The organism is uncultured Thiocystis sp. (assembly GCF_903866365.1).
Classification (GTDB): domain Bacteria; phylum Pseudomonadota; class Gammaproteobacteria; order Chromatiales; family Chromatiaceae; genus Chromatium.
Genome location: NZ_CAIPNF010000027.1, coordinates 24,562 through 39,524 on the forward strand (window position 1 = coordinate 24,562; position 14,963 = coordinate 39,524).

A 14,963-nucleotide genomic window follows, 5' to 3' on the forward strand; every position below is an offset into this window, starting at 1 on the left:
GGGTTGGCGGAACAGACATTTCCGGACGCGCAGCGCTGGATGCCGCCGAATGTGGGTGCTGCACCCTTGCACGGGAGCGAACCCGAACCCGAACCCGAACCCCTCGTCCATCAGCCGACGGCAGTCGAACTCGCGGCCATCGAGGAGGCCGCGCGTGCGGCCGGCGCCGCGGCCGGTTTTCAGGCGGGCTATCAGGAGGGGCTCGAACAGGCGTTGGCACAAGCCGGAGCAGAGCGCGATGCGCGCCTGGCGCGCGAGACGGAACTGCGGGCAATCCAGGACGCGACCTTGCAGGAAACGATCGCGGCGCTGGAGGGGATCGCGGCTGATCTTGCCGATCCACTGGCCCGCTCCGCGGACGACCTGGAGCCAGAATTGCTGATGCTGGTGGAGACGCTGGCCAAACGGGTCATCATGGATGAATTGAGTCAACGTCCCGACCTCATTGCGCGGGTTCTCCGACAGGCGCTGGTGCAGTTGCCGTCGCGCAATCATCCGCTGCGGGTGCATGTGCATCCTGACGACCAGGCCATTCTGGATGCCTATGCCAACTCCATTGGCGAGTCGCTGACCTGGCTTGCGGATCCCGCCATCGAGCGTGGCGGTTGTCTTGTCGAAAGCGGTGCCAGTCGCATCGACGCCAGACTGGAGACGCGGCTGCGGCAGTCCATCGAGGCGATCTGGGGGGAACTGGCGCCGCCGGTGGAATCCGCCCCTACCGAACCGCCGGAAGTTCCGCCAGAAGCCCCGCCGGAAGCGCCGCTGGAGAACGATGTATGACCGATGTCATCCGAGATCTACGCGAGCAGGGTTCGCGTCAATTGGTTCATGGGTTGCGCGAACGCCTTGAGCAATCGCGTCAGCGGATCGAGAAGACGCCCGATCCGCAGCCGGAAGGTCGACTCTCGCGCATGGTGGGCATGACCCTGGAGGCCGAGGGCATTCGCCTGCCGGTGGGCGGACGGGCCGCGATCCATACCGTCAACGGAACCCAACTGGCCGCCGAGGTGGTGGGTTTCCAGGGCGAGCGGACCTTTCTGATGCCCGAGGGCAAGCTGGAAGGTCTGATTCCGGGCGCCCGGATCGAACCGCTGGAGCAGAGCCGCCGCATCCCGGTCGGTCCCGAACTGCTCGGGCGCGTGATCGACGCGCTTGGCCGGCCCCTGGACGGCGGCGGGCCGCTGCGCACTCAGGAGCTGGTGCCGCTCGAAGGTCGCCCGATCAACCCGCTGACCCGCGCGCCGGTCAGACAGCCGCTGGACGTGGGGATTCGCACGCTCAACGGACTGCTCTCGGTCGGTCGCGGTCAGCGGCTCGGACTCTTCGCCGGTAGCGGCGTCGGCAAGAGCGTCCTGCTGGGCATGATGACCAAGCACACCGAGGCGGACGTGATCGTCGTCGGTCTGATCGGCGAGCGCGGTCGCGAGGTCAACGAATTCATTCAGGATATTCTCGACGACGAATCGCGCCGGCGGACCGTGGTGGTGGCGGTGCCCGCCGACCAGTCGCCGCTGCTGCGTCAGCATGGCGCCTGGGTGTCGACCACCGTGGCCGAGTATTTTCGCGACCGCGGGCTCAACGTGCTGCTGTTGATGGACTCGCTGACCCGCTTTGCCCAGGGCGCGCGCGAGATCGCCATGGCGATCGGCGAACCGCCGGCCACCAAGGGCTATTCGGCCTCGGTGTTCGCCCGTCTGCCGCAACTCGTCGAGCGTGCCGGCAACGGGGATCATGGCGGCGGCTCGATCACGGCCTTTTACACCGTGTTGGCCGAGGGCGACGATCAGAACGATCCGATCGTCGATTCGGCGCGCGCCATCCTGGACGGCCATGTGGTGCTGTCGCGCGAGATTGCCGAAAGCGGCCGCTATCCCGCCATCGATGTCAGCGCCTCGGTGTCGCGTGTCATGAGTGCCGTGGTGACCCCCGAGCATCAACGCGCGGCCCATCGTTTTCGGAGTCTGATGTCGACCTATGCGCGTAACCGCGATCTGATCGCCGTCGGCGCCTATCGCAAGGGTTCCGATCCGCAGTTGGACGAGGCGGTCGCGATGAACCCGCGGCTGGAGTCGTATCTTGGACAAAACCGGACCGAGGCGGCCAGCTTTGAACAGTCGCGGCGCGAGTTGTTCGACCTGCTGGGCATGCCGAGCGGATAGAAGCAAAGAGAGAACCCATGAGCGTGAAACGCTTCGAGCGCCTGCGCAAGATCCGCGAGGCGCAGGAAAACGAGGTGGCGGTCGTCCTGGCCAGCCGTCTGGCGGAATTGAGCCGTGCCGAGCAGCAGCGTGACCAGTTGTCCGAGTATCAGAGCCAATATTTTCATTCCGGCTTGCCGAGCGATGCCCGGATGTTGAAGCAGATGGCCCAGATGCAGCAGCAGTTGCGCGAGGCATTGCAACAGCAGGCGTTGCGCGTCGCCGCCGCCGAGTCGCAGGTGGAGCAGGCCCGGTCGATCTGGATGGAAAAGCATCAGGCAACCTTGTCGCTGGCAAAACTCATCGAGCGTCGTCGCCGGACCGAGAGCGTTCTGGATGGCCGCAAGCAACAGCGCGAGCAGGATCTCTGGGCGACCCGACAGGCGTTCCAGAAACACGCGAACGCGGATGCTTGAAAGGGCGTTGTCATGATCATGCACGCGAGGGCTTGAGATGATTCAACTCAATCATTGCACCGACCTCCTGTCTCAAGTGTACGGAGGCGCGGGCGGCGAGACGGGTTCCCTGGAGATGTCGGAAGACGGCGGCTTCATGGGCGCCCTTGGCACCCAATTGCAAGACATCCTGGTCGACTGGGGGGAGGATCCGGCCGAGATCGCGGCGCTTGACGGTCAGGCGCTCCTGGCGCAATTCCTGACGCTCGCGCAAGATCGTCTGCCGCCCGCCGATGGACCGCGAATGGCGGGCGATCAAACCCCGGCGTCGCTCTCCGCGACGGCATCGAGCCCGCTGGAGACGCCTACGGATCTGCTGAATAAATTGCTGGAATCGTCGATTTCCGGTGCCTTGCCGGCGACCGCGCAAGGCACCGACGCGCTGTCGGAGATGCGATCCGAAAACGCCGGCCAGGCCGTGTCGCCGACCGCGATTCCCGCGGACCTGCTCCGGCGGCTGTTGCAGCCGACGTCGGCGGATGGTCTGGAAAGCGCCAATCCGCCGCCCGCCGCCCTCGCGACTCCAGTGGAGTCAGGAGACACCGCGCCGGCGACGGCGATTTCTGCGGACTTGCTCCGGCGGTTGTTGCAGCCGGCACCGGCGGGTGGCGTGGCTCTTCCCCCGACGCCCACCGCCCTCGCGACTCCAGTGGAGTCAGGAGACACCGCGCCGGCGACGGCGATTTCTGCGGACTTGCTCCGGCGGTTGTTGCAGCCGACGTCGGCGGGTGGTCTGGAAAGCGCCGATCCGCCGCCCGCCGCCCTCGCGCATTCCCTGGAGTCAGGAGATGCAGCGCCGCCGACGGCGATTCCCGCAGACCGGCTTCGGCGTTTATTGCAGTCGGTACCAGGGGATGGCGTGGAGAAGGCTAACCCAGCGACCGCCGTTGCGTTGACAAAACCTGGAGAGTTCGGGCCGCCGTCCCTGCCGCAGGCGCTTCCCGCGGAGGCATTAAAGCCGTGGTTGCCGTCGATTCCGGCGGATGACGTTGCGGCCATCCCAACGACCGCCGTCCTGGCGGATTCCGATGAGTCCGATCAGACACTGATCCTGAGAGCAACCGCTCCGAACTGGTTGAGCCAATTTCTGCCGGGACCGACCGATGCTGGAATCGGTGCGATGCAGCCCGGCGGCCCGCTGGCGGGCGAGGGGCAGGGCTTGCCGGCTGTCTTTTCGACCCGGGGCGCCCTGCTCGATCTGGCGCTGAAGGCGACGGACGAAACGCAGCGCCTTGCGGTCCGCGACGCTTCCGACGCAGCGGCCGAGTTGCCCGAGACGGGATTGCCCGCGACGGGCGCGCCCTCGGTCGGCACGCCAATCGGCTCCGGGCCGGCGCGGATATTCGACCTGTCCGATGTGTTCCGGCCCGGTGGCGAGACACGCCTGGCGGAGCAGGTGAAATGGGTCATGCGATCCGGCCTGGGGACGGCCGAGTTCACCCTGCATCCGCGGAGTCTGGGTGCCATGGAGGTGCGGGTGACCATGGAGGCCGATCAGGCGCATGTCCAGTTTCTGTCGCCTCATCCGATCGTGCGCGAGGTGCTAGAAGCGGCCTTGCCGCGGCTGCGGGATGCGCTGGCCCAGGATGGTTTGTCGTTGGGCAACGTGTCGATTTCCGAGCAGGCCCCCGAAAGACGCGGCGAAGCGGATCGGGAGCAGGCTGGAACCGCGCAAGCCCGCCAGAATTTTGACGGCCGTCTCGGGGAGGACGTCGAGTCTCCGGATCTCGCCGGCAGCACCCTGTCCGTCTTGTCCGGGAGACTAGATTATTTTATTTGATTTCAAATGGTTACTTTTGCGATGATCGTCAGCCACCAGAGGCCGGGCGCGCGGTCCGGACGGATCGATGCGTTTTCGGTATCTGGTATGCTGGTCTGCCTACATTCGAGGATGATCCGTTAGGGTGAAACATGGCCGAGAAAGTGACTGAATCGAAACCGAGCAAGGGCTCCAGCAGCAAGCTCAAGCTGATGATCCTGATCCTTATTGTCTTGTTGATTCTCGCCGCGGGAGGTGGTGCCGCCTATTATTTCCTGTTCCGGGATGCCGCCGAGCCGGCCGAGGGCGCGGAAGAGCCGCATGGATCCGCGTCCGAACCTGCTTCAGAACCGGTTACCGAACATGCGCCGGCCAAGCCATCGGAAGAGGCGCCGTTGATCTACCATGCGCTCGAACCGGTGACGGTCAATATCACGGCGCCCGGTCCGGTGCGTTTTCTTCGTCTCAATCTCACCATCGTCACGCGCGATCCGAATGTCGTTGCCGCCGTGGATAAACACCTGCCATTGATCCGCAACGATCTGCTCGCGCATCTCTCGGGACAGAACTATGGCACGGTCAATACACCGGAAGGCAAGGACGCCTTGCGCGGAGACTTGAAGAACATGCTGATCAAGATATTGACCCGAGCCAGGGAGCCCGTGGGAGTCGAGGATATTCTGTTCACCGATCTGGTCATGCAGTAGGAGCGACGCGGTATGGCGCAGCAGACCGACATTCTCAGCCAGGATGAAATTGATGCGCTACTGCATGGCGTCGACGATGGCGATATCGATACCGATACCAATCCCTTTCCGGCGGACGGAAGTGCGCGACCCTTCGACTTCGCCACCCAGGAGCGTATCGTCCGCGGGCGCATGCCCACGCTCGACATGATCAACGAGCGTTTTGCGCGATATCTGCGCATCCATCTCTTCAATCTTCTGCGCCGCTCCTCCGAAATCTCCGTGATCGGCGCCCGGGTCACGAAATTCTCGGAATATCTCCACGGGCTCTATGTCCCGACCAGCCTGAATCTGGTGCGGGTGATTCCGCTACATGGAACCGGACTGTTCGTGTTCGATCCGAAGCTGGTTTTCAGTCTGGTCGACAACTTTTTCGGCGGCGACGGACGTTATTATTCGCGTATCGAGGGACGCGACTTCACGCCCATGGAACTGCGGGTGATCAAGAATCTGCTCGATGCCGCCTTCGAGGACATGCAGAAGGCGTGGGAGCCGGTCATGCATCTGAAATTCGAGTTCATCAACTCGGAAGTCAATCCGCAGTTCGCCAATATCGTCAGTCCGACCGAGATCGTGGTCATCAACGATTTTCATATCGAGCTCGATGGCGGGGGCGGCAATCTGCATGTGACCCTGCCGTATTCGATGATCGAGCCGATTCGCGAGGTCTTGGACACGGGTTTGCAATCCGATCGCTCCGGCGTCGACGAACGCTGGCTGCGCGCGCTTCAGGATGAAATCCCCTCGGCCCAGGTCGAGATCAGCTCGGTCCTCACCGAGGCCACGCTGACGGTCCAACAATTGCTTGATATGCGTCCAGGCGACATCATTCCGATCAACCTGCCCGAATCCGTGATTCTCAACGTCGAGGATATCCCGCTGTTTCGGGGTAAGTTTGGCGTCGCCAACGGCGCCAATGCAATCAAGATCGCTGAATATATCAAGCACTAGCGGATGCTGACATGAGTACCGATACCGACCTCGATCCGAACGACGCCATTGCCGACGACTGGGCCGCGGCGCTGGAAGAACAGAAAGACGCCACGGTGTCGGTGCCCCCGGCGCGGGATGCCGCGCCCAAGCGAGGCACCGAGGAGCGGGCGTCCGCCAACCGCGGCGTTGGCGGGGGATCCATGGACGCGCTGCAGGCGCAGCCGATGAATCCCGAGGATTTCTCCGGCTGGCAGTCACCCGCCCATGAAGACGTCAACCTCAACATGCTGCTGGATGTGCCGGTGACCATTGCGATGGAAATCGGCCGCTCCAGGATCACGATTCGCAATCTTTTGCAGTTGAATCAGGGCTCCGTGGTGGAACTGGATCGGCTCGCCGGCGAACCGCTGGATGTCCTGGTCAATGGAACCCTGATCGCCCATGGCGAGGTGGTGGTGGTCAACGAAAAATTCGGTATTCGCCTGACCGATGTCATCAGTCCCAGCGAACGGGTCCGCAAGCTCCGGTAATCCCATGACGTTCCGTCGGCCTCGTTTCCGTCATTCGGTCGTGCTCGCTCTGGGCGCGTTGATCGCCCTGGCCGCGCCGGCGTTACTGGCGGATCCCGCGGCGGCGTCCGCGCGGGTGGCGTCCGGGTATCTGGCCCAGATGGTGGGCGGTCTGGTGCTCGTCATCCTGATCATTCTGGCGCTGGCCTGGATCCTCCGCCGCCTGCCGGGCATGGCGGGCCAGGGACAGCAAGTCATCGAGATTCTGGCGGTGCGCGCGGTGGGAACGCGCGAACGCCTGATGCTCGTGCAGGTTGGAGAAGAGCAGATTCTGGTCGGGTTGACGCCGACCGGCATGCGCCATCTCCATACCCTGCGCACGCCGGTCGTCGTCGCGCCAGTGGAGCCGCGGGCGGGCGAGTTCGCGAGCCTGTTGCAGCGCGCCAGATCCCAGGGGGCGGGACAATGAAGGGCGCCATGCGCCTGGGGCTGATGCTGGCGTTCGCGCTGGCGCCGGAACTTGTCCTGGCCCAGATCGGGGGGATGAATGCGGTCACCGTCACTAGCGCGCCGGATGGCGGGCAGGTCTACTCGGTGACCCTGCAGATCCTGCTGTTCATGACCCTGCTGACGTTGCTGCCGTCGGCGCTCATCATGCTGACCTCGTTCACGCGCATCATCATCGTGCTGGGCATTCTGCGCCAGGGGTTGGGCACCTCCCAAACGCCCTCGAACCAGATCCTGCTTGGATTGGCGTTGTTTTTGACCCTCTTTGTCATGGCGCCGGTGTTCCAGGAAATTTATGACACGGCCGCCATTCCCTACATGGAGGAAAAACTCGGCACCGAGGAGGCGCTCGGCAAGGCGATCAAGCCGCTGCGCACCTTCATGCTGGCGCAAACCCGGGAAACCGATCTGTCGCTCTTCGCCGAGATCCGGGGGCTCGACGGTTTCGACTCGCCCGACGCCATTCCGCTCAACCTGCTGGTGCCGGCCTTTGTGATCAGCGAATTGAAAACCGCCTTCCAGATCGGCTTCCTGATCCTGATTCCCTTTTTGATCATCGACCTGGTGGTGGCGAGCGTGCTGATGTCCATGGGCATGATGATGCTGTCGCCGATGATCATCTCGCTGCCTTTCAAGATCATGCTGTTCGTGCTGGTCGATGGCTGGTCGCTGGTGATGGGCACCTTGGCCCAGAGTTTCTTTACCTGAGGTGATGCGCGATGACGCCCGAAATGGTGATGGATATTGGCAAAGAGGCCGGTCAGATAATCATCCTGCTGGCGGCGCCGCCCCTGCTGGCCGGATTGACCATCGGTCTGATCGTCAGCATGATCCAGGCCGCGACCCAGATTCAGGAGATGACCCTCAGCTTTATCCCCAAGCTGCTGGGTGTCGGGGCCTCGCTGATCTTCGCGGGCCACTGGATGCTGTCGCTGATCACCGATTACATCACCCGTCTCTATCACAGTATTCCGAACCTGATCGGGTGACCCGAGCGGTCGCCATCCGTCATGAATTTTGCCGCCGAGGAGATCGTGCTCTGGGTCGGCGCGCTGATGTGGCCATTCGTGCGCATCAGCGCCGCGCTGCTGGTCGCGCCGCTCTTCGGTGCCCGCAATGTCAATGTGCGTGCCCGGCTGGCCTTGGGGCTGCTGCTGGCGCTGGTCGTGGCGCCGCAGTTGACCGCTCAACCGACGGTCGATCCGCTTAGTCTGGGCGGGTTGGTGGTGGCCATGCGGCAGATCCTGATCGGGGTCGCCATGGGCTTTATCCTGCAGATGGTCTTTTCGGCCTTGAATCAGGCGGGCGAATACATCGCGCTCTCGATGGGGCTGGGTTTCGCGTCGGCCGTCGATCCGGTCGGCGGGGTCCAGGTGCCGATGATCTCGCAGTTTCTCACGATCCTGGCGACCCTGATCTTTCTGGCCTTGAACGGTCATCTGGTGCTGATCGAGTTGTTGCTCCGCAGCTTCGAGACCTTGCCGGTGGCGGGCGCCGGATTGACCTCCGACGATCTGTGGGCGGTCATCGCCTTTGGCAGCCAGATGTTCTCCGGCGCCGTCCTGATTGCCTTGCCCGCGATGGCCTCGTTGTTGCTGGTCAATCTCGCGATGGGCGTGGTCACGCGGGCGGCGCCCCAGCTGAATATTTTCGCCGTGGGTTTTCCCGTGACCATTCTGGCCGGTTTTCTCATTTTGATCCTGACGCTGCCGGCCTTGTCCGCGCGGATCGGCGAATTGCTCCTGGCCGCGTTCGCGCTGATCCAGCAGATCACGAGGGCATGAGATGGCCGAAAACGAAAATGGTCAGGAACAAACCGAACAGCCGACCGCGAAGCGTCTGCGCGATGCCCGCGAAAAGGGGCAGGTCGCCCGCTCGCGCGAGTTCAATACTCTGGTGATCCTGCTCGCGGGCGGTGCCTTCTTGCTGTTTCTTGGGGGCGATCTGGCCGGGAGTCTGATGGCGCTGTTGACGGATGGGCTGACGCTCGAACGGAGCCTGATTTTCGATCCGGGCCTGCTGCTGCCGTATCTGCGCGATCTGATGACCCGCGCCCTGCTCATTGTCGCGCCGCTCTTGGTGGTCATGATGGCGATTGCGATCCTGGGCCCCATCCTGATCGGCGGGGCGAATTTCTCCGCGAAGGCATTCGCGCCGAAGTTCTCGAAACTCAATCCAATCACGGGGATGAAGCGTCTTTTTTCGGTTCAGGGATTGATGGAACTGGTCAAGTCGCTTGGCAAGTTCATCCTGGTGGGCGTGGTCGCCGGCCTGGCGATCAGCGGCATCTGGGAATCGTTGATGAATCTGGGCGAGCTGCCGGTGGAGGTCGCGATCGCGCGAACGGGAGAGATGGCGGTCAACATTTTTCTGATCGCGTCGGCCGCCTTGATCCTGGTGGCCATCATCGATGTGCCGTTCCAACTCTACAATCACAATAAGCAGTTGAAGATGACGCTCCAGGAGATCAAGGATGAGTTCAAGGAGAGCGAAGGCAAGCCCGAGGTCAAGGGACGGATCCGCCAGATGCAGATGGAAATGTCGCGGCGCCGGATGATGTCCGAGGTGCCCAATGCGGATGTCATCATCACCAATCCCACCCACTATGCCGTGGCCATCGCCTATGAGGCCGCGACCATGCGCGCCCCGCGCATGCTGGCGAAAGGCGCCGATGACGTCGCGGCGGCCATTCGCGAACTGGCCGAGGCGCATGGCATCCCGCGGATCGAGGCGCCCCGGGTGGCGCGCGCGATCTATTTCACCACCGAGATCGGTCAGGAAATCCCCAACGGGCTCTTCGTGGCCGTGGCCCGTCTGCTGGCCTATGTCTACCAGCTCAAACGCGAGGATCCCGAGGTCGAGATGCCCGAGGATCTGCCGGTTCCCGAGGAGTATCTCGATCCGCGGGCCGCGCGCCAGGCGCGGAGAGAATCCCGATGACGACCATGAGTGCACGTCTCGGCGGGATTGGCCGGCTGGGTCTCGGCGTGCCCGTGATTTTGATGGCGTTGCTCGCCATGCTGGTGCTGCCGCTGCCGCCATTTGCGCTCGATCTGCTCTTCACCTTCAATATCGCTTTGTCGCTGATCGTGGTCATGGTGGCGGTTTATACGCCAAAACCCATGGATTTTGCCGCCTTTCCCACGGTCCTGCTGCTGGCCACTCTACTGCGTCTGGCGCTGAACGTAGCCTCGACCCGGGTGATCCTGCTCTACGGCGGCGAGGGGACGGGTGCCGCGGGCCAGGTCATCGAGGCCTTCGGCGAGTTCGTCCTGGGAGGGAATTTCGCCATCGGTCTGGTGGTGTTCGCGATCCTGGTGATCATCAATTTCGTGGTGGTGACCAAGGGCGCGGGGCGGGTATCCGAAGTCAGCGCCCGCTTTACCCTGGACGCCATGCCGGGCAAGCAGATGGCGATCGACGCCGATCTGAATGCCGGTCTGATTTCGCAGGAGGAAGCGCGCACGCGGCGCGTGGACGTGGCCCAGGAGGCGGATTTCTATGGCTCCATGGACGGTGCCAGCAAATTCGTACGGGGCGACGCGGTGGCGGGGATCCTGATCCTCTTCATCAACATCCTGGGTGGCATCATCATCGGGACCACCCAGCACGGCCTGTCGTTCGCCGATGCCGCGAACAACTATATTTTGCTGAGTATCGGCGACGGACTGGTCGCGCAGATTCCGGCGTTGCTGCTGTCGTCCGCCACCGCCATCGTCGTCACCCGCGCTAACACCGCCCAGGACATGGGCCAGCAGCTGACCAAGCAGTTGCTCTCCAATCCCCGCGTGCTCTACGTGACGTCGGGTGTCATCGGTATCCTCGGGGTGATCCCGGGAATGCCGAATCTGGTCTTCCTCGGATTGGCCGCGATGCTGGCCGGTGGCGCCTACCTACAGGGTCGCAAACCGCCCGAATCCAGTCGCGATGAGGTGGAACAACTGCCCCCTGGCATGGAACTCCCCGCGCCGGAGGATCGGGATCTGTCCTGGGACGATGTCCCGCCGGTCGATCTGGTCTCGCTGGAGGTCGGTTATCGCCTGATCCCACTGGTCGATCGCAGCCAGGATGGGCAGCTCATGGGCCGGATCAAGGGCATTCGACGCAAGCTCTCGCAGGAATTCGGATTTCTCATTCAGCCGGTGCATATCCGCGACAATCTGGAGCTGGGCCCCAATCACTATCGTATCGCGCTGCTGGGGGTGAATGCCGCCGAGGCCGAGGTCTTCCCGGATCGGGAACTGGCGATCAACCCCGGACAGGTCTTCGGGACCGTGGCGGGGACGCCGACCAAGGATCCAACCTTCAATCTGGACGCGCTCTGGATCGACCCGGCCGATCGGGAATCCGCGCAGGGCGCCGGTTATACCGTGGTAGATGCCGCGACGGTGATCGCCACCCATCTGTCACAGGTGTTTCGGGATAACGCGCATCGTCTGATCGGTTACGAGGAGGTCCAGCACCTGCTCGACCAGCTGGCGCGCCGCTCGCCCAAGCTGGTCGAGAATCTGATTTCTTCCAAGGCCCTGCCGCTTGGGATTGTTCTGAAGGTGCTGCAGAATCTGCTGGCGGAACAGGTGTCCATCCGGGATTTACGGACCATCGCCGAGATTTTGGCGGAACGCGCGATCAAGAGTCAGGATCCCGCCACCTTGACGGCGGCGGTGCGGGTCGCGCTCTCCCGCTCCATCGTGCAGGATCTCATCGGCCCGGAGGACGAATTGCCGCTGATCGCCTTGGATCCGGCATTGGAGCAGATTTTGCATAAGTCGCTGCAAGGCAGTCAGGGCGAAACCATCGGTATCGAACCTGGGCTGGCGGAGCGGGTCCAACGGTCGGTGACCGATGCCGCGCGACGCCAGGAAACGGAAGGAGCGCCCGCGGTGCTGGTGGTGGCTCCGGAGATTCGTTCCTGGATCGCGAGTTGGCTTCGCGGCGCGGTGCGCAATCTGACAGTCATGGCCTTTACCGAAATCCCGGACAACCGGCGTATCCGGGTCGTCGCCACCGTGGGCAAGGGCGATACCGCGCAGGCGCGGGCATGAGCGAGCGAACAGGAGCAGACAGATGAATGTAAGGCGATATCGGGCACGGGACATGCGGGATGCGATGCGGCAGGTGCGCGAGCAGCAGGGCGCGGACGCGGTCATTCTCTCCAGCCGCCGGGTCGATGGGATGCTGGAAGTGGTGGCCGCGCTGGAACCCGCTCCGGCTGCCAGTGCGACCGGGTCCGATTCAGCCATGCGTTCCGCCCACACCCTCCCAGTCGATCCCGAACTGGCCGCCATGCGCCGGGAATTATCCGATTTGCGCACGCTCCTGATGCAACAGAGCGTCTGGAGCGAGCGCGATCAATGGGCGGTTCGCCATCCCCTGGCCGCCGAGTTTGTCGAGCGTCTGCAGAAATGCGGCTTCAGCGACAAACTGGCGCGCAGCCTCACGGGCAGCATTCATGAAGATTCGACGGCCGAGACCGCCTGGTCGCGTCTGCGCACCCGCCTTTCGGCCTCCATCGCCACGGCCATGCCCACCGTGCTCGAACAGGGTGGTATGCTTGCGCTGGTGGGATCGACCGGCGTTGGCAAGACCACGACCCTGAACCGTCTCGCGCTGCGTCAGATCCGGCGGATGGGTCGCGATTCGGTGATCCTCGTCACACTCGATCGGCAGCGCATCGGCGCGTACAAACAATTACAGGCGTTTGGTCAGATGGCCGGGATCCCCGTCACGCTGTTGGAAAGCGAACGGGATCTGGTCGCCTTGTCGAACCGGGCGGGAGACGGCAAACTGGTGTTGATCGATACCGAGGGACAGGCCGCGCGCGAGGCGGCCGAGCGAAATCTGTTCGCCAAGGTGCGCCACCAGATCCCGCTCGAGACCTGGTTGGTGATCCCGGCAACCCATCAGGCGATGGTGTTGCGGCAAGTGTTGCAATCGTTTCAGGGCAGCGAGCCATCGGCGCTGGTCCTGACGAAAGTTGACGAAGCGGAACAATTGGGCGAAACCTTGTCCGTCCTCCTCGAACAGCGTCTGGGTCTGGTGTTTTACAGCGATGGCCAGCGGATCGACGAGGATTTCCACAAGGCGGATACCACTTATCTCACACGTCTCGCGCTCCAGGAGCCGGCCCGACCCGCGGAGATCGTCTTCGAGGACCACGCCGCTCCCGCCGCGTCCGCGCCGCTGAACCGAGCGCCCTTTGCCTCGCCGCCTCGGAATCCGCGCGAAACCATGGTTTTGGAGTCGGTGTTGCCTTTCAGGAAAACCGTGCATGCAGTCCCCCATTAGGCACCGGCCGCTCTTGAGCATCGCGATTGCCAGCGGGAAGGGCGGCGTTGGCAAGACAAATGTCGCGGTCAATCTGGCCGTGTCGCTGGCCCGGCTGGGGCGGCGGGTGATGCTCTTCGACGCCGATCTCGGTCTGGCCAACGCGGATCTTCTGCTCGGACTGCGCCCCACGAAAAGCTTGCACGATCTGGTGGCGGGGACGGTGGACACCCTTGAAGAGATCCTGGTCGAGGGGCCGGATGGCCTGCTGCTGGTGCCGTCCGCCTCCGGTATCGGCACCATGGCGAATCTCACGCCGGTCGAGCATGCCGGGCTGATCCGCGCATTCAGCACCTATGACAAGCCGCTCGATGTCCTGATCGTCGATACGGCCGCGGGCGTGCAGGATTCGGTCACCAGTTTTTGCAAAGCGGTTCAACATGTGTTCGTGGTGGTCTGCGACGAGCCGGCCTCCTTGACGGATGCCTATGCCTTGATCAAGGTGCTGCGCCAGGAGCATGGCCTGCTGCGCTTTCGGGTGATCTGCAATATGCTGCGCACCCCCGAATCCGGACGGCGCCTGATGCGTAAATTATCCTCCGTGTGCGCGCAATATCTCCCTGACGTGATCTTGGATGCATCGGGTATGATTCCCATGGATGAACACCTGCGGCGCGCCGTGCAGAAACGCGAGCCAGTCGTGACGCTCTATCCCGGGAGTCTGTCGGGACAGGCGCTGATCGAGCTGGCCAGACAAGCCAATCGCTTGACGGTGTCCGAGACCGGCATGGGCGGGATCGGCTTTTTTGTCGAGCGGATGCTGCAACGTGCCTGATGACTGCGAATCGCTCCTTGCCAGGTTATTCGGGTACCGCCGATCATTCGGAACAATTGGTGACGGCAAACCTCGATCTTGTGAGACGCATCGCCCACCATCTGGCGGCGCGTCTTCCCGCGTCGGTCCAAATCGAGGATTTGGTCCAATCCGGCATGATCGGCTTGATCGAGGCATCCCGTCAGTTTCAATGCGGGCAGGGGGCGACCTTTGCCACCTATGCGGGCATCCGCATCCGTGGCGCCATGATCGACGAACTGCGGCGTTCCGATTGGACGCCGCGTTCGGTGCATCGGAACAGCCGCCGGATTGCCGAGGCGATCCGGCAGGTGGAGGCGCGCGTGGGACGGGCGGCAACGGATCGCGAGATTGCCGGCGAACTCGGGGTCGCGATCGACGACTATCATGCGATGCTGCAGGATTCCGCCAGTGCGCAGATTCTTGGATTGGAAGATCTTTTCGGCGAGGATACTGACCCAGATCGCTGGTTGCCGGGCGGCGGTCCGGGACCGGGCGAACACTTCGAGCTGGATCGGTTGCGGACCTCGCTGGCGCAGGCTCTCGCGGGTTTGCCTGAAAAGGAACGCCTGGTGCTTGCCCTGTATTACGACGAGGAACTGAATCTCCGAGAAATCGGCGCCATTCTTGGCGTCACTGAATCGCGTGTGAGCCAGATTCGCAGCCAGGCACTCCACCGTTTGCGCGTCCGCCTGAGCGAGTGGATCCAGGAAGAAACTGGTTCATAATCGTCAAC

Annotated in this window: 16 protein-coding genes; all 16 read left to right on the plus strand. The window is 63.2% G+C overall.

Annotated features, from left to right (window positions below; genetic code table 11):
- Nucleotides 1-51: 51 nt before the first annotated feature.
- The 16 genes from QZY07_RS01255 to QZY07_RS01330 all read left to right on the plus strand — a co-directional run bounded on the left by QZY07_RS01255 (nucleotide 52) and on the right by QZY07_RS01330 (nucleotide 14,955).
- On the plus strand, nucleotides 52-780 hold the full coding sequence (locus QZY07_RS01255; protein WP_295399188.1) for a flagellar assembly protein FliH: 729 nt from the start codon (nucleotides 52-54) through the stop codon (nucleotides 778-780).
- Nucleotides 777-2,159, plus strand: coding sequence for a flagellar protein export ATPase FliI (fliI, locus tag QZY07_RS01260; protein ID WP_295399189.1), 1,383 nt, complete (start codon nucleotides 777-779; stop codon nucleotides 2,157-2,159). The genes QZY07_RS01255 and fliI overlap by 4 nt, the downstream gene beginning before the upstream one ends.
- A 17-nt stretch (nucleotides 2,160-2,176) precedes the next feature.
- Complete coding sequence (locus QZY07_RS01265; protein WP_295399191.1) at nucleotides 2,177-2,614, plus strand: flagellar FliJ family protein; 438 nt, start codon at nucleotides 2,177-2,179, stop codon at nucleotides 2,612-2,614.
- Nucleotides 2,615-2,651: 37 nt separating this feature from the next.
- Nucleotides 2,652-4,433 carry a flagellar hook-length control protein FliK gene (locus QZY07_RS01270; RefSeq protein WP_295399193.1) on the plus strand — a complete coding sequence of 594 codons (1,782 nt, stop codon included), beginning with the start codon at nucleotides 2,652-2,654 and terminating at the stop codon, nucleotides 4,431-4,433.
- Nucleotides 4,434-4,576: 143 nt separating this feature from the next.
- A complete protein-coding gene (locus tag QZY07_RS01275; protein WP_295399195.1) occupies nucleotides 4,577-5,119 on the plus strand; it encodes a flagellar basal body-associated FliL family protein in 543 nt (180 codons plus the stop codon).
- Nucleotides 5,120-5,131: 12 nt separating this feature from the next.
- Nucleotides 5,132-6,109 carry a flagellar motor switch protein FliM gene (gene fliM, locus QZY07_RS01280; RefSeq protein WP_295399197.1) on the plus strand — a complete coding sequence of 326 codons (978 nt, stop codon included), beginning with the start codon at nucleotides 5,132-5,134 and terminating at the stop codon, nucleotides 6,107-6,109.
- 11 nt (nucleotides 6,110-6,120) lie between these two features.
- Nucleotides 6,121-6,621, plus strand: a complete 501-nt coding sequence (gene fliN / locus QZY07_RS01285) for a flagellar motor switch protein FliN (protein ID WP_295399198.1) — start codon at nucleotides 6,121-6,123, stop codon at nucleotides 6,619-6,621.
- Between the two features lie 4 nt (nucleotides 6,622-6,625).
- Entirely contained in the window at nucleotides 6,626-7,069 is a 444-nt protein-coding gene (fliO, locus tag QZY07_RS01290; RefSeq protein WP_295399200.1) for a flagellar biosynthetic protein FliO, read from the plus strand.
- Nucleotides 7,066-7,815 (plus strand): flagellar type III secretion system pore protein FliP, encoded by a 750-nt coding sequence (fliP, locus tag QZY07_RS01295; protein ID WP_295399202.1) that lies wholly within the window; start codon nucleotides 7,066-7,068, stop codon nucleotides 7,813-7,815. Before fliO ends, fliP begins: the two co-directional genes overlap by 4 nt.
- Nucleotides 7,816-7,826: 11 nt before the next feature.
- Complete coding sequence (gene fliQ, locus QZY07_RS01300) at nucleotides 7,827-8,096, plus strand: flagellar biosynthesis protein FliQ (protein ID WP_295399203.1); 270 nt, start codon at nucleotides 7,827-7,829, stop codon at nucleotides 8,094-8,096.
- Nucleotides 8,097-8,117: 21 nt separating this feature from the next.
- Entirely contained in the window at nucleotides 8,118-8,891 is a 774-nt protein-coding gene (fliR, locus tag QZY07_RS01305) for a flagellar biosynthetic protein FliR (protein ID WP_295399205.1), read from the plus strand.
- A gap of 1 nt (nucleotide 8,892) precedes the next feature.
- Nucleotides 8,893-10,047, plus strand: a complete 1,155-nt coding sequence (gene flhB / locus QZY07_RS01310) for a flagellar biosynthesis protein FlhB (RefSeq protein ID WP_295399207.1) — start codon at nucleotides 8,893-8,895, stop codon at nucleotides 10,045-10,047.
- On the plus strand, nucleotides 10,044-12,152 hold the full coding sequence (gene flhA, locus QZY07_RS01315) for a flagellar biosynthesis protein FlhA (protein ID WP_295399209.1): 2,109 nt from the start codon (nucleotides 10,044-10,046) through the stop codon (nucleotides 12,150-12,152). Before flhB ends, flhA begins: the two co-directional genes overlap by 4 nt.
- A gap of 22 nt (nucleotides 12,153-12,174) precedes the next feature.
- The gene (flhF, locus tag QZY07_RS01320) at nucleotides 12,175-13,395 is read left to right on the plus strand and encodes a flagellar biosynthesis protein FlhF (RefSeq protein ID WP_295399210.1); all 1,221 of its coding nucleotides are present in this window, start codon (nucleotides 12,175-12,177) and stop codon (nucleotides 13,393-13,395) included.
- A complete protein-coding gene (locus QZY07_RS01325) occupies nucleotides 13,379-14,209 on the plus strand; it encodes a MinD/ParA family protein (protein ID WP_295399212.1) in 831 nt (276 codons plus the stop codon). Before flhF ends, QZY07_RS01325 begins: the two co-directional genes overlap by 17 nt.
- Nucleotides 14,209-14,955 (plus strand): RNA polymerase sigma factor FliA, encoded by a 747-nt coding sequence (locus tag QZY07_RS01330; RefSeq protein WP_295399214.1) that lies wholly within the window; start codon nucleotides 14,209-14,211, stop codon nucleotides 14,953-14,955. Before QZY07_RS01325 ends, QZY07_RS01330 begins: the two co-directional genes overlap by 1 nt.
- Nucleotides 14,956-14,963: the final 8 nt, after the last annotated feature.

Excerpts from the sequence above, each read along its gene's own strand:
- QZY07_RS01270 (WP_295399193.1), top strand. The coding sequence starts at position 2,652 with ATGATTCAACTCAATCATTGCACCGACCTCCTGTCTCAAGTGTACGGA.
- flhB (WP_295399207.1), top strand. The coding sequence starts at position 8,893 with ATGGCCGAAAACGAAAATGGTCAGGAACAAACCGAACAGCCGACCGCG.
- flhF (WP_295399210.1), top strand. The coding sequence starts at position 12,175 with ATGAATGTAAGGCGATATCGGGCACGGGACATGCGGGATGCGATGCGG.
- QZY07_RS01265 (WP_295399191.1), top strand. The coding sequence starts at position 2,177 with ATGAGCGTGAAACGCTTCGAGCGCCTGCGCAAGATCCGCGAGGCGCAG.
- fliM (WP_295399197.1), top strand. The coding sequence starts at position 5,132 with ATGGCGCAGCAGACCGACATTCTCAGCCAGGATGAAATTGATGCGCTA.
- QZY07_RS01325 (WP_295399212.1), top strand. The coding sequence starts at position 13,379 with ATGCAGTCCCCCATTAGGCACCGGCCGCTCTTGAGCATCGCGATTGCC.
- fliR (WP_295399205.1), top strand. The coding sequence starts at position 8,118 with ATGAATTTTGCCGCCGAGGAGATCGTGCTCTGGGTCGGCGCGCTGATG.
- fliP (WP_295399202.1), top strand. The coding sequence starts at position 7,066 with ATGAAGGGCGCCATGCGCCTGGGGCTGATGCTGGCGTTCGCGCTGGCG.
- fliN (WP_295399198.1), top strand. The coding sequence starts at position 6,121 with ATGAGTACCGATACCGACCTCGATCCGAACGACGCCATTGCCGACGAC.
- fliO (WP_295399200.1), top strand. The coding sequence starts at position 6,626 with ATGACGTTCCGTCGGCCTCGTTTCCGTCATTCGGTCGTGCTCGCTCTG.
- fliI (WP_295399189.1), top strand. The coding sequence starts at position 777 with ATGACCGATGTCATCCGAGATCTACGCGAGCAGGGTTCGCGTCAATTG.
- fliQ (WP_295399203.1), top strand. The coding sequence starts at position 7,827 with ATGACGCCCGAAATGGTGATGGATATTGGCAAAGAGGCCGGTCAGATA.
- QZY07_RS01330 (WP_295399214.1), top strand. The coding sequence starts at position 14,209 with ATGACTGCGAATCGCTCCTTGCCAGGTTATTCGGGTACCGCCGATCAT.
- flhA (WP_295399209.1), top strand. The coding sequence starts at position 10,044 with ATGACGACCATGAGTGCACGTCTCGGCGGGATTGGCCGGCTGGGTCTC.